At 72.7% G+C, this 26,160-nt stretch carries 27 protein-coding genes; 21 read left to right on the plus strand and 6 right to left on the minus strand.

Features of this window, described 5'->3' with window-relative positions; all coding sequences use genetic code 11:
- Positions 1-175 precede the first annotated feature (175 nt).
- The 10 genes from AC3X7Z_RS06630 to AC3X7Z_RS06675 all read left to right on the plus strand — a co-directional run bounded on the left by AC3X7Z_RS06630 (position 176) and on the right by AC3X7Z_RS06675 (position 6,486).
- Entirely contained in the window at positions 176-661 is a 486-nt protein-coding gene (locus AC3X7Z_RS06630) for a DUF2087 domain-containing protein (RefSeq protein ID WP_489975423.1), read from the plus strand.
- Positions 658-999: a UBP-type zinc finger domain-containing protein gene (locus AC3X7Z_RS06635; protein ID WP_186339770.1), complete on the plus strand. Its 342-nt coding sequence runs from the start codon at positions 658-660 to the stop codon at positions 997-999. Before AC3X7Z_RS06630 ends, AC3X7Z_RS06635 begins: the two co-directional genes overlap by 4 nt.
- A 43-nt stretch (positions 1,000-1,042) precedes the next feature.
- Positions 1,043-1,870: a glycerophosphodiester phosphodiesterase family protein gene (locus tag AC3X7Z_RS06640; protein ID WP_186339771.1), complete on the plus strand. Its 828-nt coding sequence runs from the start codon at positions 1,043-1,045 to the stop codon at positions 1,868-1,870.
- Positions 1,871-1,880: 10 nt separating this feature from the next.
- The gene (locus AC3X7Z_RS06645) at positions 1,881-2,810 is read left to right on the plus strand and encodes a DUF5926 family protein (RefSeq protein ID WP_186339772.1); all 930 of its coding nucleotides are present in this window, start codon (positions 1,881-1,883) and stop codon (positions 2,808-2,810) included.
- Positions 2,811-3,081: 271 nt separating this feature from the next.
- A complete protein-coding gene (locus tag AC3X7Z_RS06650; RefSeq protein WP_186339773.1) occupies positions 3,082-3,405 on the plus strand; it encodes a WXG100 family type VII secretion target in 324 nt (107 codons plus the stop codon).
- A gap of 3 nt (positions 3,406-3,408) precedes the next feature.
- Positions 3,409-3,711: a WXG100 family type VII secretion target gene (locus tag AC3X7Z_RS06655; RefSeq protein ID WP_186339774.1), complete on the plus strand. Its 303-nt coding sequence runs from the start codon at positions 3,409-3,411 to the stop codon at positions 3,709-3,711.
- Entirely contained in the window at positions 3,708-5,057 is a 1,350-nt protein-coding gene (locus tag AC3X7Z_RS06660; protein WP_489975424.1) for an HNH/ENDO VII family nuclease, read from the plus strand. The genes AC3X7Z_RS06655 and AC3X7Z_RS06660 overlap by 4 nt, the downstream gene beginning before the upstream one ends.
- A gap of 81 nt (positions 5,058-5,138) precedes the next feature.
- Positions 5,139-5,711, plus strand: coding sequence for an ankyrin repeat domain-containing protein (locus AC3X7Z_RS06665; protein WP_186339776.1), 573 nt, complete (start codon positions 5,139-5,141; stop codon positions 5,709-5,711).
- A gap of 66 nt (positions 5,712-5,777) precedes the next feature.
- Positions 5,778-6,128 (plus strand): DUF2185 domain-containing protein, encoded by a 351-nt coding sequence (locus tag AC3X7Z_RS06670; protein WP_186339777.1) that lies wholly within the window; start codon positions 5,778-5,780, stop codon positions 6,126-6,128.
- Between the two features lies 1 nt (position 6,129).
- The gene (locus AC3X7Z_RS06675; protein WP_489975425.1) at positions 6,130-6,486 is read left to right on the plus strand and encodes a hypothetical protein; all 357 of its coding nucleotides are present in this window, start codon (positions 6,130-6,132) and stop codon (positions 6,484-6,486) included.
- A gap of 40 nt (positions 6,487-6,526) precedes the next feature.
- Here the strand turns inward: AC3X7Z_RS06675 and AC3X7Z_RS06680 are convergent, their stop codons facing one another.
- The 5 genes from AC3X7Z_RS06680 to AC3X7Z_RS06700 all read right to left on the minus strand — a co-directional run bounded on the left by AC3X7Z_RS06680 (position 6,527) and on the right by AC3X7Z_RS06700 (position 10,973).
- Positions 6,527-6,901: a Crp/Fnr family transcriptional regulator gene (locus AC3X7Z_RS06680; protein ID WP_186339779.1), complete on the minus strand. Its 375-nt coding sequence runs from the start codon at positions 6,899-6,901 to the stop codon at positions 6,527-6,529.
- Positions 6,902-6,944: 43 nt separating this feature from the next.
- A complete protein-coding gene (locus AC3X7Z_RS06685; RefSeq protein WP_186339780.1) occupies positions 6,945-8,171 on the minus strand; it encodes an arginine deiminase in 1,227 nt (408 codons plus the stop codon).
- Between the two features lie 195 nt (positions 8,172-8,366).
- On the minus strand, positions 8,367-9,530 hold the full coding sequence (locus AC3X7Z_RS06690; RefSeq protein WP_489975426.1) for a GNAT family N-acetyltransferase: 1,164 nt from the start codon (positions 9,528-9,530) through the stop codon (positions 8,367-8,369).
- Positions 9,512-10,117, minus strand: a complete 606-nt coding sequence (locus AC3X7Z_RS06695) for a TMEM165/GDT1 family protein (RefSeq protein WP_489975427.1) — start codon at positions 10,115-10,117, stop codon at positions 9,512-9,514. The genes AC3X7Z_RS06690 and AC3X7Z_RS06695 overlap by 19 nt, the downstream gene beginning before the upstream one ends.
- A gap of 16 nt (positions 10,118-10,133) precedes the next feature.
- The gene (locus tag AC3X7Z_RS06700; RefSeq protein WP_489975428.1) at positions 10,134-10,973 is read right to left on the minus strand and encodes a prephenate dehydratase; all 840 of its coding nucleotides are present in this window, start codon (positions 10,971-10,973) and stop codon (positions 10,134-10,136) included.
- Positions 10,974-11,042: 69 nt separating this feature from the next.
- Here AC3X7Z_RS06700 and AC3X7Z_RS06705 point away from each other — a divergent pair, with 69 nt between their 5' ends.
- From AC3X7Z_RS06705 to AC3X7Z_RS06740, 8 genes are all read left to right on the plus strand, one after another.
- Positions 11,043-11,435, plus strand: coding sequence for a DUF4446 family protein (locus AC3X7Z_RS06705; RefSeq protein ID WP_186339783.1), 393 nt, complete (start codon positions 11,043-11,045; stop codon positions 11,433-11,435).
- Positions 11,436-11,555: 120 nt separating this feature from the next.
- Positions 11,556-12,629 (plus strand): NADH:flavin oxidoreductase/NADH oxidase, encoded by a 1,074-nt coding sequence (locus tag AC3X7Z_RS06710; protein ID WP_489975429.1) that lies wholly within the window; start codon positions 11,556-11,558, stop codon positions 12,627-12,629.
- Between the two features lie 65 nt (positions 12,630-12,694).
- Entirely contained in the window at positions 12,695-13,762 is a 1,068-nt protein-coding gene (locus tag AC3X7Z_RS06715; RefSeq protein ID WP_489975430.1) for a permease, read from the plus strand.
- A 215-nt stretch (positions 13,763-13,977) separates the two neighbouring features.
- Positions 13,978-15,636: a potassium-transporting ATPase subunit KdpA gene (kdpA, locus tag AC3X7Z_RS06720; protein WP_186339786.1), complete on the plus strand. Its 1,659-nt coding sequence runs from the start codon at positions 13,978-13,980 to the stop codon at positions 15,634-15,636.
- Positions 15,633-17,738: a potassium-transporting ATPase subunit KdpB gene (gene kdpB / locus AC3X7Z_RS06725; RefSeq protein ID WP_489975431.1), complete on the plus strand. Its 2,106-nt coding sequence runs from the start codon at positions 15,633-15,635 to the stop codon at positions 17,736-17,738. Before kdpA ends, kdpB begins: the two co-directional genes overlap by 4 nt.
- A gap of 2 nt (positions 17,739-17,740) precedes the next feature.
- Entirely contained in the window at positions 17,741-18,331 is a 591-nt protein-coding gene (gene kdpC / locus AC3X7Z_RS06730) for a potassium-transporting ATPase subunit KdpC (RefSeq protein ID WP_489975432.1), read from the plus strand.
- Between the two features lie 4 nt (positions 18,332-18,335).
- The gene (locus AC3X7Z_RS06735) at positions 18,336-20,834 is read left to right on the plus strand and encodes a DUF4118 domain-containing protein (protein WP_489975433.1); all 2,499 of its coding nucleotides are present in this window, start codon (positions 18,336-18,338) and stop codon (positions 20,832-20,834) included.
- Positions 20,831-21,511, plus strand: a complete 681-nt coding sequence (locus tag AC3X7Z_RS06740) for a response regulator (protein WP_186339790.1) — start codon at positions 20,831-20,833, stop codon at positions 21,509-21,511. Before AC3X7Z_RS06735 ends, AC3X7Z_RS06740 begins: the two co-directional genes overlap by 4 nt.
- Here the strand turns inward: AC3X7Z_RS06740 and AC3X7Z_RS06745 are convergent, their stop codons facing one another.
- On the minus strand, positions 21,512-23,086 hold the full coding sequence (locus tag AC3X7Z_RS06745; RefSeq protein ID WP_489975434.1) for a bifunctional phosphatase PAP2/diacylglycerol kinase family protein: 1,575 nt from the start codon (positions 23,084-23,086) through the stop codon (positions 21,512-21,514). It abuts the gene before it with no gap.
- 121 nt (positions 23,087-23,207) lie between these two features.
- On the opposite strand from AC3X7Z_RS06745, the gene serS reads away from it, so the two are divergent.
- Genes serS through AC3X7Z_RS06760 form a run of 3 tightly spaced genes read left to right on the plus strand, consistent with a single transcriptional unit; the run spans position 23,208 to position 26,160 of the window.
- Positions 23,208-24,476 (plus strand): serine--tRNA ligase, encoded by a 1,269-nt coding sequence (serS, locus tag AC3X7Z_RS06750; RefSeq protein WP_186339792.1) that lies wholly within the window; start codon positions 23,208-23,210, stop codon positions 24,474-24,476.
- Complete coding sequence (locus AC3X7Z_RS06755) at positions 24,466-25,344, plus strand: HAD family hydrolase (protein WP_489975435.1); 879 nt, start codon at positions 24,466-24,468, stop codon at positions 25,342-25,344. Before serS ends, AC3X7Z_RS06755 begins: the two co-directional genes overlap by 11 nt.
- 3 nt (positions 25,345-25,347) lie before the next feature.
- Complete coding sequence (locus AC3X7Z_RS06760) at positions 25,348-26,160, plus strand: Cof-type HAD-IIB family hydrolase (protein ID WP_186339793.1); 813 nt, start codon at positions 25,348-25,350, stop codon at positions 26,158-26,160.

The raw sequence follows: 26,160 nt of genomic DNA on the forward strand, positions 1-26,160 counted from the left end.
TCTCTGGGAGACTCACCGGCGAGGGCGCCGTCCACCGCCCAGCCCGTCGCGTCGGCCCCAGTCCGCGCAGCCCGGCGAAGGGGAGCAGATCCTCGGACGCATCCACCGGATCAGGTCAGATCGTCGCCCGCTGCAGCGGCGCACTGGGGGCGCAGCGCAGTCGAAGGTGATGACAGTGACCAGGGACAGTGACTTCAAGCGCGTCGTGCGGGCGCGCATGGCGGAGAGCGGCGAGGGCTACGCCGCCGCGCGGGCAGCGCTCGAGCAGGAGGCGTACGACGCCGCGCTCGCCGAGCAGCGGCGCGTCGTCGACCGGTTCGTGCGCGACGGGCGCCTCGCGCGGGTGCCGGCGAAGCGCACGGTGCGCGCGGCGGTGCTGCTCGAGGTGCTCAGCCGCTTCGAGCCCGGCCGCGACTACTCCGAGCCCGAGGTCAACGACGTCTTGCGCGGTGTCCACGAGGACGTCGCCTACCTGCGCCGCGAGCTGGTGAACTACCACTACCTCCAGCGCGCGGACGGTCGCTACCGGACAGCCGCGCAGGCGCCGATCCGCTCCGTGGTCGAGCGCCAGGAGATCCCCGACTGGGAGGCGCACTGGCTGCCCGGGTTCCTCGCGGGGGCCTTCCCCCGTGCGCAGCGGACGGGCAGGCTGGGACCGTGACGGCTGGGATCGATCCGGAGGTGCCCCCGTCGGGGCCGGGGTGCGTGGAGTGTGAGGAGGCCGGCGGCTGGTGGGTGCACCTGCGACGGTGCGCCCAGTGCGGGCACGTGGGGTGCTGCGACTCCAGCCCGTCCCAGCACGCGACGGCGCACCACCGGGCGACCGGTCATCCGGTGATCCAGAGCTTCGAGCCGGGCGAGGACTGGTACTGGGACTTCGACCGCTCCGTCGGCGTGACGGGCCCGCGGCTGGCCGACCCGCAGAGCCGGCCGGAGGACCAGCCGGTGCCGGGACCCGCCGGCCGGGTGCCCGACGACTGGCGCGACCACGTCCGCTGATGCCCCCGGGGTCGCCCCTGCTGGCCCATGGCATGCTCGATCCATGCGACGTACGCGGCGCGCCCGCGCCACCCGCACGGCCGACCCCCGACGGCGGCCGCAGGTGGTGGCCCACCGGGGCAGCAGCCACGCGAACCCCGAGCACACGCTGACGGCCTACGTGAAGGCCCTCGACGAGGGGGCGGAGGCGCTCGAGTGCGACGTGCGGCTCACCGCCGACGGGCACCTCGTGTGCGTGCACGACCGCGACCTGCGGCGGACGGCCGCCACCCAGGGGATCGTCTCGACGATGAACCTGGCCGAGCTCGACGAGCTCGACTTCGCGTCGTGGAAGAACCCGTGGTCCGACCTCGACGACGAGGCCCCCGACCGCGACCCCGAGGCGGGCAAGGTGCTCACCCTGCGCCGGCTGCTGGAGACGGTGGCCGACTACGACCGGCGCGTCGAGCTCGCCATCGAGACCAAGCACCCCACCCGCTACGGCGGGCTGGTCGAGCGGCGGCTGCTGGACACGCTGGGCGACTTCGGGTGGGACGGCCCCGGCTCGCCGGCGCGGGTGATGAGCTTCTCCCTCAACGCCGTCAACCGGGTCCGACGGCTCGCGCCGGCGCTCGACGTGGTCCTGCTGATCGAGAAGGCGCACCGCTGGCCGGTGCTGCGACCGGTCGCCGGCGACGACTGGATCATCGGGCCCGGAATCCGCGAGCTGCGCGACCACCCCGGCCTGGGTCGGCACTTGGTCGCCGACGGCCGCGAGATCCACGTCTGGACCGTCAACACCGCCGACGACCTCGAGCTGTGCCTCGACCTGGGTGTGGCGGCCGTCATCAGCGACCGGCCGGCCTACATGCTGGAGCTGCTGGACGGATAGGTTCTCGGGCATGGCCAAGAAGTCCCGCACCCGCGCCCAGTCCGCTCCCGCCCCCGGCGAGGTCGGCCCCCGCCAGCCCTGCCCCTGCGGGTCGGGCAAGCGCTACAAGGCGTGCCACGGGGCGGCCGGCGGCGCCGCTCCGACGTTCGTCGCGCGCCCCTTCGAGGGGATGCCGAGCGAGTGCGACGTGATCGCCCTGCGCGAGCTCGTCCCGGCCGCGACGGCCCCGCTGACCCTCGCCGAGGGCGAGCGCAACGTCCGCCTCGCCACCCTCCTGCCCGGCGCCGCCCCCGCGATGGTGCGCGACTCCGGTGACATCTGGCTCGGCCTGCAGGTCCAGCACTCCTACGGCAACCCCGCGCGCGACCTCGGAGCCGTCCTCGAGGCCGCGCTGGCCACCGAGGAGCCGGGCATCGTCGGGCTGATGACCGACCCCGGCGACGGCCCGCGCCTCCAGGACCTGATCAGCGACACGAGCCTCGACATCACCCTCCACGACGGGTTCGACTACTGGATCGACGACGTCCCCGAGCGCGACGCCGCGATGGAGGCCGCGCTCGAGCAGGCCAACGCCGGCGTGATGCCGACCAGCCGGCTGTCCTCGGTCGAGGCGGCGTACTGGACCAACGTCGGCACCAAGGAGCACCTGCGCTGGGTGATGCCGCACCCCGAGGACGCCCTGCTCGACGCCCTCGCCCGCCTCCACGCCGCCGGACAGGACTCGATCGCCGACGAGTCGCGCCTGGTCGGGATGTTCCGCGCCCACGGGCTGCTCGCGCCGGTGTGGGACCTCCCCGTCGGCACCGGCGCCGAGGTCCTCGAGGAGCCTGCCGCGCGGTTCGCCGCCGACCTGGAGGAGGCCCTGCGAGGAGGCGAGCTCACCGCCGCCGAGCGGTCCGCGCGAGCGGGGCTGGCCAACCGTCAGGTGACGATCCGGTAAGTCGCGCCCCACCATCTGGCCACGTGGCGAATACAACGAACTCAACGGTTGTGCCCGTGCTCCGGAGCGGAGTAGATTCCTTGGTGCCCGGTCGTTGTTGTTTCCCCCGTCAACAACGACCGGGCTCTTCACGTCCCTCCATCTACCCGGCCACCCTCGTGATGAAACGGGAGACTGCCGCGGAGCGCCGTCGAATTCGGCCTGCTGGAGGGTTCGGCCCCCTCGCGGGTGGGTAGAACCCTGGGTGACCGACTCGGGCAGGGGGCACATCGTGGACCAGGTGCAGGTGATGCACGCGGCCTTCGCGAAGGCGAAGGACGATGTGGACGACGCGGCCGAGCGGCTGCGCACGGACCGGAGCCAGATCGACGGACGCGTGCGCGGCTTCCTGGACGCCGGCTGGTCCGGTGAGGCGGCCGAGTCGTTCTCCGAGGCGTGGGAGGAGTGGAAGGAGTCCGCCGGCGAGGTCCTCACCGGGCTGACGGCGATGCGCGAGCTCCTCGAGGAGACCCACCGCGACTTCATCGCCTCGGACGACTCCTCCCAGCAGCGCCTCGATGCGCTGTCGGCGCGCATCATCGACAGGCTGGGCTGAGCCGTGGCCGGGCGCATCTTCACCATCGACACCGACGACCTCGACGCCGTCATCTCGGATGTGCAGGCGACCGAGAACGCCCTCGAGGCACTGACCAACGACATCGAGAAGCAGGTCGCGGCCCTCCAAGCGGTGTGGGAGGGCCTCGCCGCCGAGGCGCAGGCCGAGGCCCACCAGACGTGGGAGGAGGGCATGCGGGGCATGCGTGCCGCCCTCGCCGAGCTGCGGGCGTCCGCGCGGAACGCCCACACCAACTACACCGGAGCGGCGGACGCCAACGTGAAGATGTGGGAGTCGTTCTCATGAGGATCGAGGTCGACTCCGGGGGCTACACGAGCGCCGCGACCTCGCTCGAGACCGCCAACGGTCTCGCGGCCGACGCCTACGAGACGCTGACCGGGAAGCTCGGCGGGTTCGGCGGCATGGGCGGCGACGACAAGTCCTCGGAGGACTTCGTCCCCCACTACGACTCCGGTGCCGCCGCCGCGGTGACCGCCATCGCCGACCTGGTCACGGCGCTCGGGTCCCTGGCCATCATCGCCGAGGCCTCGGGCGCCAACCACGCCGACGCGGACGCCGGATCGGTCCACGGCAGCAGAGGCGGCCCCGGCGCGCCCGAGGAGGTCGACCCCGTCGAGGTCGCCCCCTACTCGCCACCGACGGCGTCGGGGGCCAACGCGGAGGACACCCCGCAGTTCTGGGACGTCATCCTCGACTACCTCGAGGGCTACACGTGGCCCGGCGCCGACACCGGCCGCCTGGGTCAGGCCGCGTCGGCCTGGGACGCGGCCGCGTCGTCCCTGGACGGTCTGCGGTCCTACTGCGAGGTCGCCACCACCCAGCTCGGCAACCAGCGCTCTCCTGAGATCCCGGCTGCGAAGAAGGCCGTCGGGGAGGTGAAGCAGGCCGCCGCCGACATCGCGAGCGCCTGCCGCGAGCTCGCGACCGCGTGCCGTGACTACGCCAACCAGGTCGAGGAGACCAAGAGCACCGTCAAGGGCCTGATGAAGGACCTCGCGATCGAGGTCGGCGCCACTGCGGTCGTGGCCGGCATCGGGTCGCTGTTCACCGCTGGCGCCGCCGCCGGCGGCGGCGCCGCGCTCATCGCGGCCCGAGCCGCCAACTACGCGCGCCGGGTCATCACGGCGCTGGCGGCCATCCGCGGGGTCCGGGCCGTGTTCACCATCGTCCGCACGGTCGACAAGCTCACCGACGTCACCCGCATCCTGCGCAAGTTCCGCTCCGCCCGCGCGATGCGGCGCCGCCCCACGGGGAAGCTGCCCAAGAAGGGCAAGCCCAACTCCTACGGCTACGACAAGAACGGCGACCGCCTGCCCTACGCGAACTCCCGACCCGACTACGGCAAGGGCCAGGTCGACGAGGTCTGGGAGAACGCCAAAGACGAGAACGGCGAGGTGTGGGTCCTCGACAAGGACGGCAACCTGGTCAAGATCGACTGGCGGCCCGGAGACCCCCAGAAGGACGTGTGGGACATGGGCCACGTGCGCGGCGAGGAGTACCGCAAGCTGCGCGACGAGTACCTGTCCGGCAAGATCACCAAGGAGGAGTTCCTGGAGCGCTACCAAGACCCCAGGAACTACGAGGTCGCCCACCCCGGGCGAAACCGTTCGCACGTCGACGAGGCTCCCTGACCCGAGCGGCTCCCGGCCCGCACCAGCGCGAACCAGACGGCGTGGGACTGCCGCGACGAGACAGATTGGCACACTGACCCCATGGGACTGTTCAACCGCACCAAGCCTCGTGACACCAGCGCGCTGCACGCAGCCCTGACCCGGGGCACCTACGCGGACTTCGAGAAGGTCTACGACCCGGCGTGGGTGAACTACGAGTACGAGCACGACACCTTGCTGTCGCTGGCCCTGACCAATGACGACTCACCCTCCCGGGTCGCCATCGCCAACCGCCTCCTCGACGACGGCGCCGACGTGCGCAGGGCCATGCTGCTGCACCGCTTCCTGGCCCGCAACGCACACGACTTCGTGGCCGAGGCGCCGCTGCTGAAGCGCCTGCTGGACGCCGGCGCAGACGTCAACGAGGTCGACGCGAAGGTCGGCACCCCACTGGAGACCCTCGCCGCGAAGTTCAAGTTCAGCGACGTCACCCTCACGCCCTTCTACGACGTCCTCCTCGCCCGCCCCGACCTCGACCTGCTGCAGCCCGGCCTGGACGGTCGCACCGTGCTGACCAACCTGCGGAAGTGGTCGGCCAAGCGCGGCGAGCTCGTCATCCGCGCCGAGCAGACCCTCACCGACCGCGGGATACCCGTCCCGCCGCCCGCCCAGTGACAAGCGGCCCTCGCCAGCCGCATCGACGCCGCCACGATCCCACCGCAGACACCACGGAGGCCTCACATGCCGATCGAGTTCATCCCCGCCGCCGGCGCCTGCCTGGCGTCGAAGAACGTGCTGTCCGGTGCCGGCCGCATCAAGTGGATGGTCCGCGAGGAGTCCCGAGCGCGTGCCGACAACGGGTGGCGGATCTTCTCCGACATCGACACCACCGAATACCTCCACGACGCCAGCAACCTCGTCATCACCGACTTCAACTCCGTGTGCGAGCTCGAGCCGGCACTCATCGGCATCTGGAACCTCCCCGTGGGCTCCGACCTGCAGATCGTCGACGAGGGCAACGGCATCGAGGTCGTCGACACCGCCACCGGCCGACCCGTACCCGCCGACCAGCTCTACGTCCCCGGGTCCTGACATGACCTGGCCGCCCGAGGACTCCGCACCCGACCCCGCACCTGACCCCGCAGCAGAGTCGGCAGAGGGCCAGGACGACGAGTTCCTGGCGTTCACCGGAGACCAGGCGTCCGCGGCTCGCCTGCGCGCGAACCTGATCAGCATCGCCGAGGACCATCCGGGCACCGGTGTCGAGGCCGTCGTGGGGGAGGTCCTCGCCGGTCGCCGACCGATCCGCGACCTCGCCGACGATCCGGAGTTCTCCGACGTCATCGCGGTGGGCATGGACGACTACCGCCGCTACCTGTCGTCGCTGACAGCCGACGAGCGGGCCGAGATGGTCGCCGACGCCAAGCACACCACCAGCCCCAAGACGTGACGACCGACGGGGAAGTGGGGCGGCCTCCCGGCGCTCGGACTCAGTCGCTGTCGCGGCTCCCGGCGCCAGCACGCAGCGCCGCTCCGAACGCCGGCATCTCGGCGACCAGTGTCTCGATCGTCTCTCGGGTGAAGTGCACGACCCGCAGCGGCGTCAGGGCCACCACGGTCGCCGAGCGCAGCGTGCGGCCGACGATCGCGGCGGCATCACCGACCGCGGCACCGGGACCGAGGACGGCGACCTCGACACCGCTCTCGCGGACCGAGGCCCGGCCCTCGGTGATGAGGTAGGCCCCCTCCGCGGGAGCCTGCCCGGCGGTCGGCGACCAGCCCTGCGGCAGGCTCAGCGGACGTCCGGCGGCGAGCACGCGCTCGACGTCCGCGGGCCCGAGCCCGTCCAGCATCGACGCGTTCATGCCCCGTCAACGACGCACCGGGCCGAACGTGACGCGCGCCCGTTCAGTCCTCGCGGAGCGGCTGCCGGGCGACCGGGCAGCTCATGCAGCGCGGTCCACCGCGACCGGACCCGAGCTCGGACCCGGCGATGCGGACGACCTCGATCCCGGCGGCCTCGAGCCGGTCGTTGGTCTCGTCGTTGCGCTCGTAGGCCACCGCCACCCGCGGCGCCAGGGCGAGGGTGTTGTTGCCGTCGTCCCACTGCTCGCGCTCGGCCGTGACCGGGTCGAGGCCGGTGTCGATCTGGTGCAGCGTGTCGATCTGCATCGCCTTGGCCGCCGCCACGAGGAACGGCTCGTGGTCGCTGACGTCGAGGGTCAGGTCGGCCTCGCCCGACCCCGGGTCGAGCAGGGTCACCGTGACGGCGCGAAGTGTGTCGGCGACGTTGGGGTACATCACCACCTTGTCCACGTCGACCATGGTGCAGACGGTGTCGAGGTGCATCGTCGCGCGCTCCTGCGCGATCGGCACCGCCAGCACGGTGTGGGCCAGGCCGGCGTGGAACACCTGTCGCGCGAGCCGCTCGACGCCTGCGGGGGTCGTCCGCTCCCCGACGCCGACCGCGATCACGCCCGGCGCGAGCAGCAGGACGTCGCCGCCCTCGACGTGCTCGTTGTGCCAGCCGTGGATCTTGCGGGTGCCGGCGAAGCGGGGGTGCTCGGTGTAGATGAGCTCGGTCAGCTGGGTCTCGCGCTTGCGGGCGGGCATGGCGAGGCTGGTGACGGCCACGCGGTCGCGTACCCAGACGCTGGAGTCGCGGGTGAAGAGCAGGTTGGGGAGCGGGTCGATGAGGAAGTCGTGCGGGTCGAGCAGGCTGGTCACCAGGCCGTGGCCGCCGCGTACCTCGTCGTTGCGGATGCCCGCGGTGAGCACGTCGGTCAGCTCCGCCGGGGCGAGGTCGCGCAGCGCCTGCGCGAGGTAGCGGCGCATGGTGTCGCCGAGGTGCAGCCCTGACAGCGCGCTGGTGATCGCGTGGTTGCGGGCGAGATCGCTCTCGAGGGTCTCGGTGAGCAGGTCGGTCAGGTAGAGCACCTCGACCCCACGGTCGCGCAGCGTCTCGGCGAACGCGTCGTGCTCCTCCTGGGCCCGGCTCACCCACGGGATGCCGTCGAAGAGCAGCCGGTCGTTGTTGCGAGGCGTGAGCCGCTTGAGCTCGTTGCCGGGGCGGTGGAGCATCACGGTGGCCAGGCGGCCGACCTCGCTGTCGGCTCCGTGCGGGGTGGTGACCATGGGCGGGACTCTATCCGGGCTCGGGGGTGCTCGATCGTCCGCGCGGGGGCCGTCGCGTCGGTTCATCAAGGTATGTCGCTCAACCCGCACTCCCCTCGATGAGCTCACCGTGGGAAGCGCGGGTTCGTCTGCATACCTTGATGAACCAACGAGGGAAACGAGAGAGAGGCGCGAACCAACACGGCGACGAACGACCTAACCCCGGGCCGCGCGCCACTCCTCGCGCAGCAGGGCGTACTCATAGGAGCTGGTCCACTCGCCCTTGGACCAGAAGTCGGCGATGCGGTGCACCTCGCGGCGCATGCCGAGGCGCTCGCAGAGGGCGGCCGAGCGCTCGTTGCGCACGTCGAGGTTGGCCATGATGCGCCGCAGCCCGTAGTGCTCGAAGCCGAGCCGGAGCACGGCCCGCGCCGCCTCGGTCGCGTAGCCCCGCCCGGCGTGCTCGGGCAGGACCGTCCAGCCGATCTCGGCCTCACTGAGGCCGGTGCCCTGAAGGTGGAGGATCGAGTCGCCCACGACGGTGCCGTCGAGGGTGGTGACCGCGAGGCCGAGGAACGTGCCGTCGCCGCGCTCGGTGCGTCGGCGCACCATCTCGACGACCTCGGCCCGGTTCATCGGGCGGCTGAGGAGCAGGCTCGTCCACTCCTCGGAGCCCCAGGCGGTGACGAAGGCGTCGGCGTCGCCGAGCTCATGCGGGCGCAGCAGCAGACGCTCGGTGCGCAGCGGCCACACCGGGGGCGCAGGCGTCAGGTACGCCGCTCGCGGGGCGTCGACCCAGCGCTCGCGGATCGTGGGCCCCCCGGCGCGGAGCCGGTCGTAGGCGGTCATCGGCAGGAGCATCGCGTCGAGTCCCGGCACCGCGATGACGCCGTCGACGGCCTCGCCGAGCATGCCGCGTCCGATCGGGTCGTGCGGGTCGCGGCGCAGCAGGTCGAGGGCGGCCCGGGCCTCGGCGACGCGCTCGGCCACCTGCCTGATCCGCACGGGCGACACCTCGCGGAGGCCGGCGTGCTGCCCGGACAGGTAGGCCTGCCACTCGCGCTCGCCGGCCGCCTCGTCGCCCTCCCAGAACGCCACGAACCAGTCGTGCAGCCGGTCGAGGCCGCCGGCCAGCTCCGCGAGACGGCCGTGGTCGGCGGGCACCATCGCGGTGCCGTCGCCCAGGACGTACGACGGCAGCGGCAGCCGGCCGTCGAGCATGAGCCGCGTCGCTCCGGGCGAGGCCTCCACGAAGTGCTCGCGGACGTAGGCGTCGTCCTCGGACGACATCGCGTGGTCGCCGTTGACGGCGACGAACCGGTCGCGGACCTCGTTGCGGAGGCCGCCGTGGACCGGGTCGGTCAGCGTGTCATCTCCCACACCGTGAAGGCTGCCATGAGCAGGCACACCGTCGCACCCACATAATGGAGCACCGCCAGCCGCACCCGCTGGAGCAGCAGCCGGCCCACGATGACCGCCAGGCCGGAGACCGCGAGCAGGGCGCCCCAGGCGCCGAGGAACACCGACACCGGGTCGTCGTACTTCGCGACCAGCGAGATGGTGAGCAGCTGCGACAGGTCGCCCCACTCGGCGGCGAAGAGCACCAGGAACGACGTCGCCACGACCTTGAGCCCGTGGGCGCCGGAGTCGGCCCTGGCGGCGAACTCGTCCTCCTGCCCGGGCTCGTCGTCGTCGGCGGAGCGGGCCTCGCGGAAGAGGATGACCGCCCCGATCGCGAACATCACCGCGGCGACGGTGTGGACCAGCTGCTCGGGCAGGAACGAGGCGGCCTTGCCGACGCCCACCGCGACGCCCGTCTGGACGAGGAACGCGAGCGCGACGCCGAGCCAGACGAGGAGCGGACGCATCTTCGTCGACATCACCAGCGTGGCGATGAAGGTCTTGTCGGGCAGCTCCACGACGAAGATGGCGCCGAAGGCGAGCGCCACCACGAGCAGGTCGATCACCGGGGAAGTGTCGCAGTCATCGCGCGCGGAAGGAGTCGGCGGGGTAGACACCGACCACCGTGACCTCCGTGGTGAAGAACGCGAGCTCCTCCAGCGCGTTGCGCACGCCCGGGTCGTCGGGGTGGCCATCGACCTCGGCGAGGAACTGGGTGGCGGTGAACTGGCCGCCGACCATGTAGCTCTCCAGCTTGGTCATGTTGACGCCGTTGGTCGCGAAGCCGCCGAGCGCCTTGTAGAGCGCCGCCGGCAGGTTGCGCACGTTGAAGATGAACGTGGTCACGACCGGGCGGCCGTCCGCGGGCGCCTGCTCGAAGTCGCGGGAGAGCACCACGAAGCGCGTGGTGTTGTGGTCCTCGTCCTCGATCTCCTCGCGCAGCACCTGCAGGCCGTAGATCTCGGCGGCCAGCGGCGGCGCGATCGCGGCCTGGGTCGGGTCGCCGGCCTCGGCGACCTCGCGGGCCGCGCCGGCGGTGTCGCCGGCCACCACCGGGGTCAGGCCGAGCTCGCGGATCACCCCGCGGCACTGGCCGAGGGCGTGGACGTGGCTGTGCACGGTGCGCAGCGAGTCGATGCTCGCCTCGGGCAGCGCCATCAGGGAGAACTGGATGCGCAGGAACCGCTCGCCGACGATGTGCAGGCTCGAGGTGGGCAGGAAGTGGTGGATGTCGGCCACCCGCCCGGCGATCGAGTTGTCGATCGGGATCATCGCGAGGTCGGCCTCGCCGCCCTCGACCGCGGCGAACGCGTCCTCGAACGACGGGCACGCCAGCGGCTCCCAGTCGGGGTAGGCCTGTTGGCACACCAGGTGGGAGTTGGCGCCGGGCTCTCCCTGGTAGGCGATCCGTCGAGCTGTCACGTGCGCGAGTGTGTCACCTCCGGCCGTGTCCGACCGGCCGTGACCAGCCGCCGAACATAGGGTCGTTCCATGCTCGCCGTGGTCGCCGTCGTCCTCTCCGCCGTCGCCTGCGCGCTCGCCGCGCTGGCCCTCCGTCGTACGACGGCACGCACCTCCGGCGAGGGCGTCGAGGCGCTGCCCGAGGACGTGCACGGCCTGCGACAGGAGGTCGCGGCCCTCAAGGCCGAGAGCGCCGACGCGCTGCGCCACCTGTCAGTGGTGCGCTACGACGCGTTCGGCGACGTCGGCGGTCACCTCAGCTGGAGCCTGGCCGTGCTCGACGACGCCGGCCACGGCGTGGTGCTGACGTCCATCCACGGGCGCAGCGAGGCCCGCACCTACGCCAAGTCGATCTCCTCCTGGTCGTGCGAGCAGCAGCTCTCGCCCGAGGAGGAGGAGGCGATCGAGCACGCGCGACCCTGACGGGCCCGCTCGGCACGCACCAGGGACGGGGCGAAACAACGCGGGGCGGAACAACACGGCGTCCTCGCCGGTTCGGACTCACGGACCGTCCCCCACCAGCAGCCACGCAGGAGCGCCCCCGTGAGTCGTCTGTTCAGCCCTGTCACCCTTCGCGACCTGACCCTCCGCAACCGCGTCTGGGTGGCGCCGATGTGCCAGTACTCCGCCGCCGACGGCGTGCCGGGGGAGTGGCACCTGGTCCACCTCGGCTCCTTCGCGCGCGGCGGCGCCGGACTGGTCCTCACCGAGGCGACCGCGGTGGTGCCGGAGGGGCGGATCTCGCCGGAGGACACCGGGCTGTGGAACGACGAGCAGCAGGCGGCGTGGACCCGGATCGTGGACTTCGTGCACGGACAGGGGGCCGCGGCGGGCGTCCAGCTCGCCCACGCCGGCCGCAAGGCGTCGACCTACAGCGGCTTCACCGGCGAGCGAGGCGGCGTCCCCGACTCCGACGGCGGCTGGCGGCCCGTCGGCCCGTCGGCCGAGCCCTTCGCCGGGCTGCGTCCCGACCCCGAGCCGCTGGACGAGGCGGGCATCGCCCGCGTGGTGACCGCCTTCGGTGACGCGGCCGAGCGCGCCGTCGCCGCCGGCTTCGACGTCATCGAGCTGCACGGCGCCCACGGCTACCTGCTCCACGAGTTCCTCTCGCCGCTGTCCAACCACCGCCAGGACGGCTACGGCGGCTCCTTCGACGGGCGCGTACGCCTGGTGCTGGAGGTGGTCCGCGAGGTCCGGTCCCGCGTGCCGGCCGGGCTCCCGCTGCTGCTCCGGGTCTCCGCCACCGACTGGGTCGAGGGCGGCTGGACCGCCGACGAGACCGTGCGGCTCGCCGCCCTGGCGCACGAGGAGGGCGTCGACCTCGTCGACACCTCCACGGGCGGCAACGTGCCGGGCGCCGACATCCCGGTCGAACCGGGCTACCAGGTGCGGTTCGCGCGGCGCATCCGCACCGCGGCCGGCGTCCCGACCGGCGCCGTCGGGCTCATCACCACGCCCAAGCAGGCCGAGGAGATCCTCGCCGACGGGTCGGCCGACGTCGTGCTGCTCGGTCGCGAGCTGCTGCGCGAGCCGCACTGGCCGCTCCGCGCGGCCCACGAGCTGGGCGAGACCGGCACCGACCTGTGGCCGGTGCAGTACCGCCGCGCGGCCCCCTAGCCACCGGTCCTCCCGACGGGTGGGACCCCTTGCCGGTCCCGCCGCCGCGTCCGACGATGGGTGGCATGCTCTCGGGAATCTCGGTCGAACGACGTCCCCTCCGGGTGGGAGTCGCCGGGCTGGTCGTCCTCGTGCTGGTGGCGACCATCGGCTTCGCGTGGTCGAAGTGGCTGCCCTACTGGGACCGCGCCCTCGCCCTGGAGGCCGCGCCGACGTGGCCGTCGGGACCCATCTTCGAGTCGGCAGGTGGAGACGGGCCGTCGCTCTCGGGCGCCTGGGACTTCACCGTGGCCTACCTGGACGCGGTGTGGCGCGCGGTCGTGGTCGGCCTGCTCGTCGCCGCCGCGGTCGATGCCCTCGTGCCGCGCGGCTGGGTGACGCGCCTGCTCAACCGCCGCTCGCCGACGGGACAGGCCGTCGCCGGCGGGGCGGCCTCCCTGCCGTCGATGATGTGCAGCTGCTGCACGGCGCCGGTGGCGGTCGGGCTGCGCCGCAGCGGGGTGTCCACGAGCGCAGCTCTCGCCTACTGGGTGGGCAACCCCCTCCTCAACCCGGCCGTGCTGGTGTTCCTGGCGTTCGTGCTGCCGGCGGAGTACGCCGTCACGCGCGTGGTCGTCGGCCTGGCCGTCGTCGTCGGTGCCAGCGCGCTCATCGGCCGTCTGCTCGACGCTCGCGGGGCAGGCGCACCCGCCGTCGCAGCGCCACCGGTGGACGAACCGGTGCGGCTGGGCGACCTCCCGGGCCGCTACCTGCGCTCGCTGGGCCGGTTCGTCCTCGTGCTCGTGCCGGAGTACGTCGCGCTCGTCTTCGTGATGGGCCTGCTGAGTCCGTGGCTGAGCGACTTCGCCGGCGTCGAGGCCAGCCTCGGTGTGGCAGCGGTGCTGGTCGTGGCCGTCCTCGGGGCCCTGCTGGTCATCCCGACCGGCGGGGAGATCCCCGTCGTCGCCGCCCTGCTGGCGCTCGGTGCAGGTGCCGGGACGACAGGCGCCCTGCTCATCACGCTGCCGGCGCTCAGCGTCCCGTCGGTGGTCATGGTCGGCCGGGCGATGGGGTGGCGGGCGACCTGGGCCATGGCTGCGGCCGTCGTCCTGGGCGGTGTCGCCGCCGGGATGCTGCTCGCCGTCGCGTCCTGACGTCGATCAGCGCGCCGGGCCCGAGGGAGTGGCGCGGGCCACGTGGGCGCCAAGTGGGCGTCAACGCGCGCCAAGAACGCGTCAAGGCGGGCTGACCGGACCGCCGTCGGGGCTTTGCTGGCCGGCATGAGCATCGAATCCAGCCTGCTCGTGGTCGCGGTGGTCTGCGCCGCGCTCTACGTCCTCGCCGCCCTGGTCTTCCCGGAGCGCTTCTAGTGTCCGACACCCTCGGCGGTCTCCTGACGATCGCCCTCCTCGTCGCCCTGCTCGCTGCGGCGTACGTCCCGCTGGGCGACCACATGGCGCGGGTCTACACCGACACCCGCCACCTGCGCGCCGAGCGCGTGGTCTACCGCCTCTGCGGCGTGGATCCCGGCGCCGAGCAGGGCGCGCGCTCCTACGCCACCAGCGTCATCGGGTTCAGTCTCGTGGGCGTCGTGGTCCTGATGGCGGTCCAGCTCGGCCAGGCCGCCCTGCCGATGGACCGCGGCCTGCCGGGCGTCCCGTTCTGGATGTCCGTCAACACCGCGGTCTCGTTCGTCACCAACACCAACTGGCAGTCGTACGCCGGGGAGTCCACGATGGGCTTCACCGCGCAGATGGCCGGCCTGGCGGTGCAGAACTTCCTCTCCGCCGCGGTCGGGATCGCCGTCGCCGTCGCGCTGGTCCGCGGCTTCGTCCGCTCGCGGACGGGCGCACTGGGCAACTTCTGGGTCGACCTGACCCGAGGCACCGTGCGGATCCTGCTGCCGCTGGCGTTCGTCGGTGCCGTCCTGCTGGTCGCCGGGGGCGTCGTGCAGAGCTTCACCGACTCCACGATGGGCACCCTGGCGGGGCACTCGCAGGTGCTCACCGGCGGCCCGGTCGCCAGTCAGGAGGCGATCAAGCAGCTCGGCAACAACGGTGGCGGGTTCTTCAACGCCAACTCCGCCCATCCCTTCGAGAATCCCACCGCCGTCACCAACTTCCTCCAGATCTTCCTGATCCTGGTGCTGCCCGTGGCCCTGACCCGCACCCTCGGGACGCTGCTCGGCAACCGCCGGCAGGGCCTGGCGGTCCTGGCCGTGATGGGCGTGCTGTGGTCGGCGTCGCTCGCGGTGGCCACCTGGGCGGAGGTGGGTGCCCACTCGCCGACCGCGCAGGCGGCCGGCGCCGCGATGGAGGGCAAGGAGACCCGGTTCGGGGAGTGGGCGTCCGCCCTCTTCGCGGTCGCCACCACGGGGACGTCGACGGGAGCGGTCAACGCCTCGCACGACTCGTTGACGGCCACCGGTGGTGGCGTGGTGATGGTCAACATGATGCTCGGCGAGATCGTGCCGGGCGGGGTCGGGGCGGGCATCTACGGCATCCTCGTGATGGCGATCCTGGTCGTCTTCGTCGCCGGGCTGATGGTGGGGCGCACCCCCGAGCTGCTCGGCAAGAAGATCGGTGCGAGGCAGATGACCTACGTCGCGCTCTACACCCTCACCACGCCCGCGCTCGTCCTCGTCGGGACGGGCATCGCGATCTCGCGCGACTCCACCTCCGACGCGATGGGCAACCCGGGCGGTCACGGCTTCTCCGAGGTGCTCTACGCCTTCACCTCCGCCGCCAACAACAACGGCAGCGCCTTCGGCGGCATCACCGTGACCTCCGACTTCTTCCAGGTGATGCTCGCCCTCGCCATGCTCCTCGGCCGGCTGCTGCCCATCGTGCTCGTCCTCATGCTCGCCGGCTCCCTGGCCGAGCAGGGCAAGGTCCCGGTCACCGCGGGGACCCTGCCCACCCACAAGCCCCTCTTCGTCGGGATGCTGGTCGGCGTCATCCTCATCATGACCGGCCTCACCTACTTCCCGGCGCTCGCCCTCGGACCGATTGCTGAGGCCCTCGCATGACACCTCCCACCTCGACCCTGAGCCCGATCCCGCCCACGAGCGCGGAGCACGACGCGGCGGGCCGCCGCGGGCGGGCGCCGGCCGCGGGCCTGACGCTGGGCGTGCTGGTCGGCCAGGCTCTTCAGCAGCTGCCGGAGGCCGTGCGCAAGCTCGACCCCCGCCACCTGTGGCGCTCGCCCGTGATGTTCCTGGTGCTGCTCGGGTCGGTGGCGACGACCGTCGCGGCCCTCCGCGACCCCAGCACGTTCACCGTCTCGATCACGGTCTGGCTCTGGCTCACCGTCCTCTTCGGCACCCTCGCCGAGGCGGTGGCCGAGGGGCGCGGCAAGGCGCAGGCCGCGTCCTTGCGGGCCGCTCGGACCGACACCGTCGCGCGCCTGCTGGGGGCCGACGGCTCGGAGTCCGAGGTGCCGGCGACGCAGCTCGAGGTCGGCGACCACGTGGTCGTCGAGGCGGGTCAGGTCATCCCGGGCGACGGCGACATCGTCGAGGGCATCGCGTCCGTCGACGAGTCGGCCATCACCGGGGAGTCCGCCCCGGTCGTCCGGGAGGCGGGCGGTGACCGGAGTGCCGTCACGGGCGGGACCCGGGTGCTCTCGGACCGCATCGTCGTGCGCATCACCGCCGCGGCGGGGGAGACCTTCCTCGACAAGATGATCGCCCTGGTGGAGGGCACCTCCCGGCGACGGACCCCCAACGAGATCGCGCTCTCGATCCTCCTGGCCAGCCTGACGCTGGTCTTCCTCGCCGCGGTGGCCACGCTCGCCCCCATGGCGTCCTACGCCGGTGCCCCTCAGGACGTCGTCGTCCTCGTGGCGCTGCTGGTCTGCCTGATCCCGACCACGATCGGCGCGCTGCTCTCGGCGATCGGCATCGCCGGCATGGACCGGCTGGTGCGGGTCAACGTCCTGGCCATGTCGGGTCGTGCCGTCGAGGCCGCCGGCGACGTGAGCACGCTGCTGCTCGACAAGACGGGCACGATCACCTACGGCAACCGTCAGGCCAGCCGGCTGGTGGCAGCACCCGGCGTAGGGGAGGACGAGCTGCGCGACGCCGCACGACTCTCCAGCCTCGCCGACCAGACCCCCGAGGGCCGCTCGATCGTCGACCTCGCGCTCAGCCGGGGCGCCGACGACGGCGCCCTGCCGCGCGGGGCGGCCTTCGTGGAGTTCACCGCTCAGACCCGGATGTCCGGCGTCGACCTCGCCGACGGCACGCAGCTGCGCAAGGGGGCCGGCTCCGCCATCGCCGCCTGGCTCGGCACGGAGCCGCCGATCGAGGTGCAGCACACCGTCGACGGGATCGCCCGCTCGGGAGGCACGCCGTTGGTGATCGGCCGCAAGGACCCCGCGGGTGCCGGCCGGGTGCTCGGTGTGGTCCACCTCAAGGACGTGGTGAAGAAGGGGATGGCCGAGCGGTTCGCCGAGCTGCGAGCCATGGGCATCCGCACGGTGATGATCACCGGCGACAACGCCCTGACCGCGCGGGCGATCGCGGCCGAGGCCGGGGTCGACGACTTCCTCGCCGAGGCGACCCCGGAGGACAAGATGGCCTACATCCACCGCGAGCAGCAGGGCGGCCGGCTGGTCGCGATGACGGGTGACGGCACGAACGACGCCCCGGCCCTCGCGGCCGCCGACGTCGGGGTCGCGATGAACAGCGGGACGGCCGCCGCCAAGGAGGCCGGCAACATGGTGGACCTCGACTCCGACCCGACGAAGCTCATCGACATCGTCGAGATCGGCAAGCAGCTGCTCATCACGCGTGGTGCCCTGACGACGTTCTCCATCGCCAACGACGTCGCGAAGTACTTCGCGATCGTCCCGGCGATGTTCGTCGCGGCCTACCCCTCGCTCGACAGGCTCAACGTCATGGGGCTGGCGACGCCGCAGTCCGCGATCTTGTCGGCGGTCATCTTCAACGCCCTGGTCATCGTCGCCCTCATCCCGCTCGCCCTGCGGGGGGTGCGGTTCCGCGCCGCCTCAGCGACGTCGGTGCTGCGCCGCAACATCCTCGTCTTCGGCCTCGGCGGCATCCTCGTGCCGTTCGCCGGCATCAAGCTCATCGACCTGCTCGTCTCCACCATCACCGGGATCGGCTGACCATGCTCACCACTCCGCTCATCGACCTCCTGCGCCAGTCCCTGGCCGGACTGCGGCTCCTCCTCGTCATGACCGTCCTGCTCGGCGTCGGCTACCCGGGCGCCGTGTGGGCCGTCGGGCAGGCGTTCGGGGACCGCGCCGACGGCTCGCCGGTGCGCGTCGACGGCGTGGTGGTCGGATCGCGCCTCCTCGGCCAGCGGTTCGAGGGCGACCGGTGGTTCCTGTCGCGGCCCTCGCCCAACGACTACGACACGCTGGCCTCGGCGCCCAGCAACCTCGGCCCGCTCAGCCCCGACCTCCTCGCCGCCATCGAGGAGCGCCGCGCCGAGGTCGCGGCCCGCGAGGGGGTCGACCGATCCGCGGTGCCGCCCGACGCCGTCACCGCGTCGGGGTCGGGGCTCGACCCGCACATCTCCCCGGAGTACGCCGCCCTCCAGGTGCGGCGCGTCGCGGAGGCCAACGGCCTCACCGTCGCGCAGGTCGAGCGGCTCGTCGAGGAGCACACCGGCGGGCGCGGGCTGGGCTTCCTGGGCGAGCCCGGGGTCAACGTGCTCGATCTCAACGTCGCCGTCGCCGCCGCTGGTGGAGACTGAGCCCATGCCCTCGTCCACCGCTCGCGGTCGGCTGCGCGTCTACCTCGGCGCCGCCCCCGGAGTGGGCAAGACCTACGCGATGCTCGACGAGGGTCGTCGTCGCGTCGAGCGGGGCACCGACCTGGTCGTCGGCTACGTCGAGACGCACGGCCGCCCGGGCACCGAGCGTGCCGTCGCGGGGCTCGAGGTCGTGCCACGCGCCACGCTCGAGCACCGCGGCACCCGCCAGGAGGAGATGGACCTCGAGGCGATTCTCGCGCGGCGGCCGGAGGTGGTGCTGGTCGACGAGCTCGCCCACACCAACGCCCCCGGCAGCACGCACGAGAAGCGCTGGCAGGACGTGGAGGCGCTGCTCGACGCCGGCATCGAGGTGGTCACGACCGTCAACATCCAGCACCTCGCCTCGCTCAACGACGTGACGGAGCAGGTCACCGGGATCCGGCAGCGCGAGACGGTGCCCGACCACGTGGTCCGCTCGGCCGACCAGATCGAGCTCGTCGACATGAGCCCGCAGGCGCTGCGCCGCCGGATGGCCCACGGCAACATCTACGCCGCGGACAGGATCGACGCCGCGTTGTCGCGCTACTTCCGCGAGGGCAACCTGACCGCGCTGCGCGAGCTCGCGCTGCTGTGGCTCGCCGACCGGGTCGACGAAGGCCTCTCCCGCTACCGCGACGAGCACGAGATCGACTCCACCTGGGCCACGCGCGAGCGCATCGTCGTCCCGGTCAGCGGCGGGCCGGAGTCCACCACCCTCATGCGGCGCACGGCCCGCATCGCCAGCCGGCGCTCCGCGGGCGAGTGGCAGGCGCTCTACGTCACCCGGCAGGACGGCCTCACGGGCACCTCGCCCGACCGACTCGCCGGGCTCGCCACGGCCGCCGAGGAGCTGGGCGGCTCCTTCCACACCGTCGTCGGCGACGACCCGGCCGAGGCGATCCTCGCGTTCGCCCGGGCGGAGAACGCGACCCAGGTCGTGATCGGAGCGAGCCGACGGGGCCGGATCTCGACGCTGCTGAGGCCCGGTGTGGGCGAGCGGGTCGTCGCGGGGTCGGGCGACATCGACGTGCACATCGTCTCCCACGACCATGCCCGGGCCCGGACGTCGCCCGCGCCTGCCGTCGACACCATCGGGCCGCGCCGCCGCGCGGCCGGCCTCGTGCTCGGGGTGGCGGCACCTCTCTGCCTCAGCCTCGCGCTCCACCTGACGAGGGACCTGCACGCCCTGCCGATCGAGGCGATGTCGCTGATGCTGGTCGTGGTCGCCACCGCGCTGGTCGGTGGTCTGGCCCCGGCCGTGGTGTCCGCCCTCGTCGGCGCGCTGCTGCTCAACTACCTGTTCACCCCGCCGCTCTACACCCTCAGCGTCGCCGAGACGGAGAACGTCGTCACCATCGCGATCTTCGTCGCCGTGGGCATCGCGGTGTCATCGGTCGTCGACCGGGCCGCGCGTCGCACAGCGGAGGCCAGGGCCGCCCGCGCCGAGGCGGACGCCCTGTCCGTCCTGGCGCACAACCTGCTGACCTCGACGGCCGACACCGAGGGGCTCCTGTCGTCGGCGTGCCGGCTCTTCAACGCCACGGGGGCCGCCGTCCTGCGCCGTGACCCCGCGGGCGTCGAGACGGTCGTGGCCTCCTGGGGTGAGCCCCCCGGCTGCGTCGAACGGGCCGACATGGCCGCCGCGATTGACGACCGGACGACCCTGGTCCTCTCCGGCACGACCCTCCCGGCGTCGCAGCGCGGCCTGCTCAACGCGTACGCCGCCTACGCCAAGGTGATGGCCGAGCGCCGGGACGCCACGGCAGCCGAGGTCGAGCGGCTGCGCCTCGAGGAGGCCGACCGGACCCGGACGGCCCTGCTCGCGGCCGTGTCGCACGACCTGCGCAACCCGCTCGCCGCTGCCAAGGTCGCGGTCGCCAGCCTGCGCTCCACCGACGTGACGTTCTCCGAGCAGGACCGCGACGAGCTCCTCGAGACGGTGGAGGAGGCGACCGACCGCCTCGCCGCCCTGGTGGCCAACCTGCTCGACATGAGCCGGATCAACACCGGGTCGGTCAGCGCCGTGCTCACCGAGGTCGACCTGGCGGCGGCCGTGCGCGGGAGCATCGCGCCGCTGCCCGGCGGCGCGCGCATCGAGGTGGCTGTCGACCCCGACGTGGGGGTGCTCGCCGACGGCGGGCTGCTCGACCGGGTGCTGGCCAACATCTGCGAGAACGCGCTCACCTACACGCCCGAGTCGGCGAGCGTACGTATCGACGCGGCGGCCGCGGGCGAGCGCGTGGTGCTGCGGATCGCCGACACCGGCCCGGGGGTGCGCGACCGCGACCACGAGCGACTCTTCGCGCCGTTCCAGCGGCTCGGTGACGTGCCGCGGCAGGACGGCGTGGGGCTGGGCCTCGCCGTGGCACGCGGCCTCACCGAGGCGATGGGTGGCACGATCGCCACCGAGGAGACGCCGGGAGGGGGACTCACGTTCATCCTGGAGCTGGAGGGAGCCCGATGACGTTCGTGCTGGTCGTCGACGACGACCCCGCGATGCGGCGGACGCTGTCGATCAACCTGCGCGCCCGCGACTACGAGGTCGAGACGGCGGGCGACGGCCGGTCCGCGCTGCAGGTCGTCGACGAGCGGATGCCCGACGTCGTGCTGCTCGACCTCGGTCTGCCCGACCTCGACGGGGTCGCGGTGCTGCGCCAGCTCCGCTCCTTCACCCAGGTGCCGGTCATCGTGGTCTCGGCGCGGGCCGAGTCCGACGACAAGGTGGAGGCCCTCGACCTCGGCGCCGACGACTTCGTCACCAAGCCGTTCTCCATCGACGAGCTGCTCGCCCGGGTGCGGGTGGCCTCTCGGCGCTCCGGTCGGGAGGAGCCGGACCTCGTCGTCGAGGTCGACGGCCTGCGCCTCGACCTCACCGACTCGCGCGCGACCCGTGGCGGCGAGGAGATCCACCTGACCCCGACCGAGTGGCGCATCGTCGACGTGCTCGCCCGCCGCCGCGGCCGCCTGGTCCGCCAGGCCGAGCTGCTGAGGGCCGTGTGGGGTCCGGCGTACGACACCCAGACCAACTACCTCCGGGTGCACCTGGCCAGCATCCGCAAGAAGCTCGAGACCGACCCCGCCCACCCGGTCCTCTTCGTCACCGAGCCCGGCATCGGCCACCGCTTCGCCGAAGGCCACTGATCAGCGCGGCACGCGCACCAGCAGCCGGCCGTGGATGCACTCCATCCAGAGCTCGCGGCCCTCGCCGACGGAGTCGCCGTCGAGCTGGCGGGGGGTGTCGGCGAACGCCTTGATCCGGACGCGCGCACCGGTGCGGCGGTCGATCGTCTCGTCGATGATCGTGCTCTTGCGCAGCACGCGCATCGCCACCGTGATCCAGGACAGGAACTGCCGCGGGTGGATGATCACCACGTCGAGGATGCCGTCGTCGATGGTGGCGTCGGGCAGGAGCGGCATGCCGGCCTGCAGGAAGCCGACGTTGCCGACCACGACCGTCCGGGCGCGGTGGACCGTGGGCTCCTCGTCGTCGATCTGGATCTCGAACCTGGCCGCCGGGAACATCAGCGATCGCAGGCCCGACACGAAGTAGGCGGCCCAGCCGATCCGCTTCTTGATGTCCTCGTTGACGCCCTCCATGAGGGCGGCGTCGAAGCCCATGCCCGCCATGACCATGAAGTGGGTGTCCTCGATGCCGTCGCCGCCGACCTCGACCATGTCGATCGCCCGGTCCTGGCCGTTGAGCGCGACGTCGATGGCGGCGCGGATGTAGAGCGGGAGCCCGAGGTTGCGGGCCAGCAGGTTGCCCGTGCCCGCCGGGACGATGCCGACGGGGATGCCCGTGCCGGCCAGCTCGGCGCAGACCTCGCGCACGGTGCCGTCGCCGCCGCACACCAGCACCAGGTCGGTGCCCGCGACGGCCGCCCGCTCGGCCATGCCGCGGCCGGGGTCCTCGACGGTCGTGTACTGCCAGGTCGGCTCGGACCAGCCGGCCTCCTCGGCCATCGAGGCGACGAGCGAGCGGAACTGGCCGACGTCCTCGACCTTGATCGGGTTGAGGATGACGGCGAGCCGGCGCTGCGAGGCGTAGACCTCGGTCAGCGGCTCGGTCCGCGCCGCGATCGAGCGCGGCCGCGGGTCGATGAACGCGAGGGCGACCAGCGCCACCGCGACGCCCAGCAGCGAGCCGCCGATGACGTCGGTCGGGAAGTGCCGGCCCAGGAGCACCCGGTCCAGGCACACCAGCAGCCACCACGCCACGACGATCGCGATCCCGAGGCGGCGCGCGCTCGTACGCCGGACGAACAGCGCGAGCAGGATCACCAGCAGCGCGGCGAACGCAGCCGTCGACGAGGCGTGTCCGGAGGGGAAGGAGAAGTTGAGGTGGGAGCCGAAGGTGTCCTGCCAGTCGGGCCGGTCGCGACCCAGCCAGAGCTTGAGACCCGTGGTCGCCGCCGACGTCGCCGCCATCACCACGACGACCAGCAGCGCCGCCCAGCGGTGGCGCCGCAGGAGGAGGACCAGCGCCAGCAGTGCTGTGAGGACCGTCATCCCGATCGTGCCGAACGCCACCTCCACGACGCGCAGCACGTCGACGAGCAGTGCGTGGTCGTCCGCCCAGTCCTCGGCGGACCGGCCGAGCCTGTCGAGCCCGTCGAGCGGCAGGCGGTCGCGCGTCACCGCGAACGCCAGCGCGGCGAACGCCAGTGAGGCGAGCGCGGCCCAGGCGAGCAGGACGGAACGGCGGTGATCGAGCACCGGCTCAGTATGCCGAAGGGTCTCCCCAGGGCATTCGCCCGATGCGCAGCGGCGGGGTCTCGCTCATCCAGCCGCGCCGCCGGGTGGTACGGACCGCACCGCCGCCGGATAGCCTTCAGGAGTGATCGATCCCCGCCTGCTCCGTGACGACCCCGACCGCGTGCGTGCCTCCCAGGCCAAGCGCGGACTGTCCACCGACGTGGTCGACCGGGCGCTCGAGGCCGACTCCGCGCGCCGGCAGGCGATCGCGGACTTCGAGGCCCGGCGCGCCGAGCAGAAGTCGAGCGGAGCCCTCGTCGCCAAGGCCCAGGGCGAGGAGAAGCAGGCCCTGCTCGCGCAGGTCAAGCAGCTCGCGGCCGGCGTCAAGGAGGCCGAGGCCGCGCGCGCCGTGGCCGAGGCCGCCTGGGACGAGGCGATCCGCGCCATCCCCAACGTCGCCGACGACGACGCCCCGGCCGGCGGCGAGGACGACTACACCGTCCTCGAGCAGGTCGGCACACCCCGCGAGTTCGACTTCGAGCCGCGCGACCACGTCGAGCTCGGCCAGCTGCTCGGCGCCTTCGACCTCGAGCGCGGCGCCAAGGTGAGCGGCTCGCGCTTCTACTTCCTCACCGGCATCGGCGCCCAGCTCCAGATGGCGCTGGTCACCATGGCGATGGACCAGGCCCGCGCCGCCGGCTTCGTGCAGACCGCGGCGCCGTCGCTGGTGCGCCCCCGGGCGATGGAGGGCACCGGCTTCCTCGGCCAGGCGGCCGACGACGTCTACCGGATCGAGGGCGAGGAGCTCTACCTCGTCGGCACCTCCGAGGTGCCGATGGCGGCCTTCCACTCCGACGAGATCCTCGACGCCGCCGCGCTCCCGCTGCGCTACGCCGCGTTCAGCCCGTGCTTCCGCAAGGAGGCCGGCTCGCACGGCAAGGACACCCGCGGGATCTGGCGGGTGCACTGGTTCGACAAGGTCGAGATGTTCGTCTACACGACCGTCGAGGAGTCCTACCGCGAGCACCAGCGGCTGCTGGCGTGGGAGAAGGAGTTCCTCGACAAGCTCGAGCTCTGCTACCGCGTGATCGACACCGCCGCCGGTGACCTCGGGCTGAGCGCGTCGCGGAAGTTCGACTGCGAGGCGTGGATCCCGACGCGCCAGGGCTGGGGCGAGCTGACCTCGACGTCCAACTGCACCGAGTTCCAGTCGCGCCGCCTCGACATCCGCACCCGGGTCGACGGGCACACCACGCCGGTGGCGACCCTCAACGGCACCCTCACGGCCGTCACCCGCGCCATCGTCGCGATCCTCGAGACCCACCAGAACGAGGACGGGTCGGTCACGGTGCCGCAGGCGCTGCGTCCCTACCTCGGCGGCCTGGAAGTGATGAAGCCCGTTGGCCGCTGAGACGTACGCCGGACGGGTGCCCGGCGACCCCGGTGAGGGCTGGCAGCCGCGGGTGGTCGCGCTCGACATCGACGGCACCCTGCTCAAGTGGGTCGACGGGCAGGCCGAGGACTACGAGGCCATCACCGAGCCGGTCCACGACGCCGTGCACCGCGCGCTGGACGCCGGCGCGCACATCGTGCTGGCCAGCGGGCGTTCGCCGCACGGCATGACCCGGATCGCCGACCTGCTCCACATCCCCCGCGAGGACGCCGACCGGCTGTGGGTGGTCGCGTCCAACGGCGCCGTGGTCTTCCGCTACCCGCCGATGGAGGTCGTCCACGAGGAGACCTTCGACGCCGCGCCGGCCGTGGCCGCGGTGCTCGAGCACCACCCGCGGGCGCTGGTCGCGGTCGAGGAGCGCGAGGTCGGCGGCTACCGCGTCAACCGCGTCTTCCCCGAGGGAGAGCTGTCGGGCGAGCAGCTGATCACCCACGTCGACGACATCGTCGGCGAGCCGGTCAGCCGGGTGATCATCCGCGACCCCGAGGCCACCGCCGACGACTTCATCGAGCTCGCCGCCCGGCTCGGCCTGCACGGCACCGACTACGTCGTGGGCTGGACCGCGTGGCTCGACCTCGCCCCGGTCGGGGTCTCCAAGGCCTCGGGCCTGGAGCACGTCTGCGAGCGGATCGGGCTGAGCGCGGCCGACGTGCTCGCCATCGGCGACGGTCGCAACGACATCGAGATGCTCCGGTGGGCCCGCCGCGGGGTCGCCATGGGCCAGGCCGTCGAGGAGGTCCGCGAGGCCGCCGACGACGTGACCGCCGCGGTGCACGACGAGGGCGCGGCGGTCGAGATCTCGCGCTGGTTCCCGCAGGGCTCCTGAGGCGTGGGCGCCGGGACCGGGAGCCGCCCGCGGCTCGTCGCGACCGACCTCGACGGCACGCTCCTCCACTCCGACGGCAAGGTCTCGGCACGGACCCGGTCGGTGCTCGAGCAGCTCGACGCCGCCGGGGTGCCGGTCGTCTTCACCACCGGGCGTCCCGTCCGCTGGATGGAGGAGCTGTGGGACGAGGTGGGCGGCCACGGCCTCGCGATCTGCAGCAACGGAGGGATCGTGTACGACGTCGCCGACCGGCGGGTGCGTGACTTCAGCGCGGTGCCGCGCGCCGTCGGCGCCGAGGTGGCCGAGCGGGTGCGGGAGGCGGTGCCGGGCACGACCTTCGCGGTCGAGCACACCGCGGGGTGGGCGAGCGAGGACGCCTTCCCCCGCCACCCCGACGACCGCGAGTCGCAGCGCGGGGCGTGGGAGTCGATCTACACCGACGACGTGGTGAAGGTGCTGGCCAGGCACCGTGAGCTCGACCCCGAGGACTTCTGGCGGCGCGTCGACGACGCGGTGGGCGACCTGGTGACCACGACCTGGTCGTCGACGTTCGCGCTGGTCGAGATCAGCGCCGCCGGCGTCACCAAGGCGTCCACCCTCGCCACGGTCGCCGGGGAGATGGGCCTCGGTCCCCGCGACGTGGTCGCCTTCGGCGACATGCCCAACGACCTGCCGATGCTGGAGTGGGCGGGCACCTCCTACGCGATGGCCAACGCCCACCCGACGGTGCGCGGCCTGGCCGACCACCTGGCGCCGCACCACGACGAGGACGGCGTGGCCGTGGTGCTGGCCTCCCTCTTCGGGCTGTCTCGCTAG

It is taken from the genome of Nocardioides sp. Z24_21, assembly GCF_058134345.1.

What these genes read in the sequence shown, in the direction of transcription:
- AC3X7Z_RS06665 (WP_186339776.1), top strand. Translation starts at nt 5,139, where the DNA reads ATGGGACTGTTCAACCGCACCAAGCCTCGTGACACCAGCGCGCTGCAC.
- AC3X7Z_RS06680 (WP_186339779.1), bottom strand. Translation starts at nt 6,901, where the DNA reads ATGAACGCGTCGATGCTGGACGGGCTCGGGCCCGCGGACGTCGAGCGC.
- AC3X7Z_RS06675 (WP_489975425.1), top strand. Translation starts at nt 6,130, where the DNA reads ATGACCTGGCCGCCCGAGGACTCCGCACCCGACCCCGCACCTGACCCC.
- AC3X7Z_RS06740 (WP_186339790.1), top strand. Translation starts at nt 20,831, where the DNA reads ATGACGTTCGTGCTGGTCGTCGACGACGACCCCGCGATGCGGCGGACG.
- AC3X7Z_RS06660 (WP_489975424.1), top strand. Translation starts at nt 3,708, where the DNA reads ATGAGGATCGAGGTCGACTCCGGGGGCTACACGAGCGCCGCGACCTCG.
- AC3X7Z_RS06705 (WP_186339783.1), top strand. Translation starts at nt 11,043, where the DNA reads ATGCTCGCCGTGGTCGCCGTCGTCCTCTCCGCCGTCGCCTGCGCGCTC.
- kdpC (WP_489975432.1), top strand. Translation starts at nt 17,741, where the DNA reads ATGCTCACCACTCCGCTCATCGACCTCCTGCGCCAGTCCCTGGCCGGA.
- kdpB (WP_489975431.1), top strand. Translation starts at nt 15,633, where the DNA reads ATGACACCTCCCACCTCGACCCTGAGCCCGATCCCGCCCACGAGCGCG.
- AC3X7Z_RS06715 (WP_489975430.1), top strand. Translation starts at nt 12,695, where the DNA reads ATGCTCTCGGGAATCTCGGTCGAACGACGTCCCCTCCGGGTGGGAGTC.
- AC3X7Z_RS06685 (WP_186339780.1), bottom strand. Translation starts at nt 8,171, where the DNA reads ATGGTCACCACCCCGCACGGAGCCGACAGCGAGGTCGGCCGCCTGGCC.
- AC3X7Z_RS06735 (WP_489975433.1), top strand. Translation starts at nt 18,336, where the DNA reads ATGCCCTCGTCCACCGCTCGCGGTCGGCTGCGCGTCTACCTCGGCGCC.
- AC3X7Z_RS06670 (WP_186339777.1), top strand. Translation starts at nt 5,778, where the DNA reads ATGCCGATCGAGTTCATCCCCGCCGCCGGCGCCTGCCTGGCGTCGAAG.
- AC3X7Z_RS06640 (WP_186339771.1), top strand. Translation starts at nt 1,043, where the DNA reads ATGCGACGTACGCGGCGCGCCCGCGCCACCCGCACGGCCGACCCCCGA.
- AC3X7Z_RS06645 (WP_186339772.1), top strand. Translation starts at nt 1,881, where the DNA reads ATGGCCAAGAAGTCCCGCACCCGCGCCCAGTCCGCTCCCGCCCCCGGC.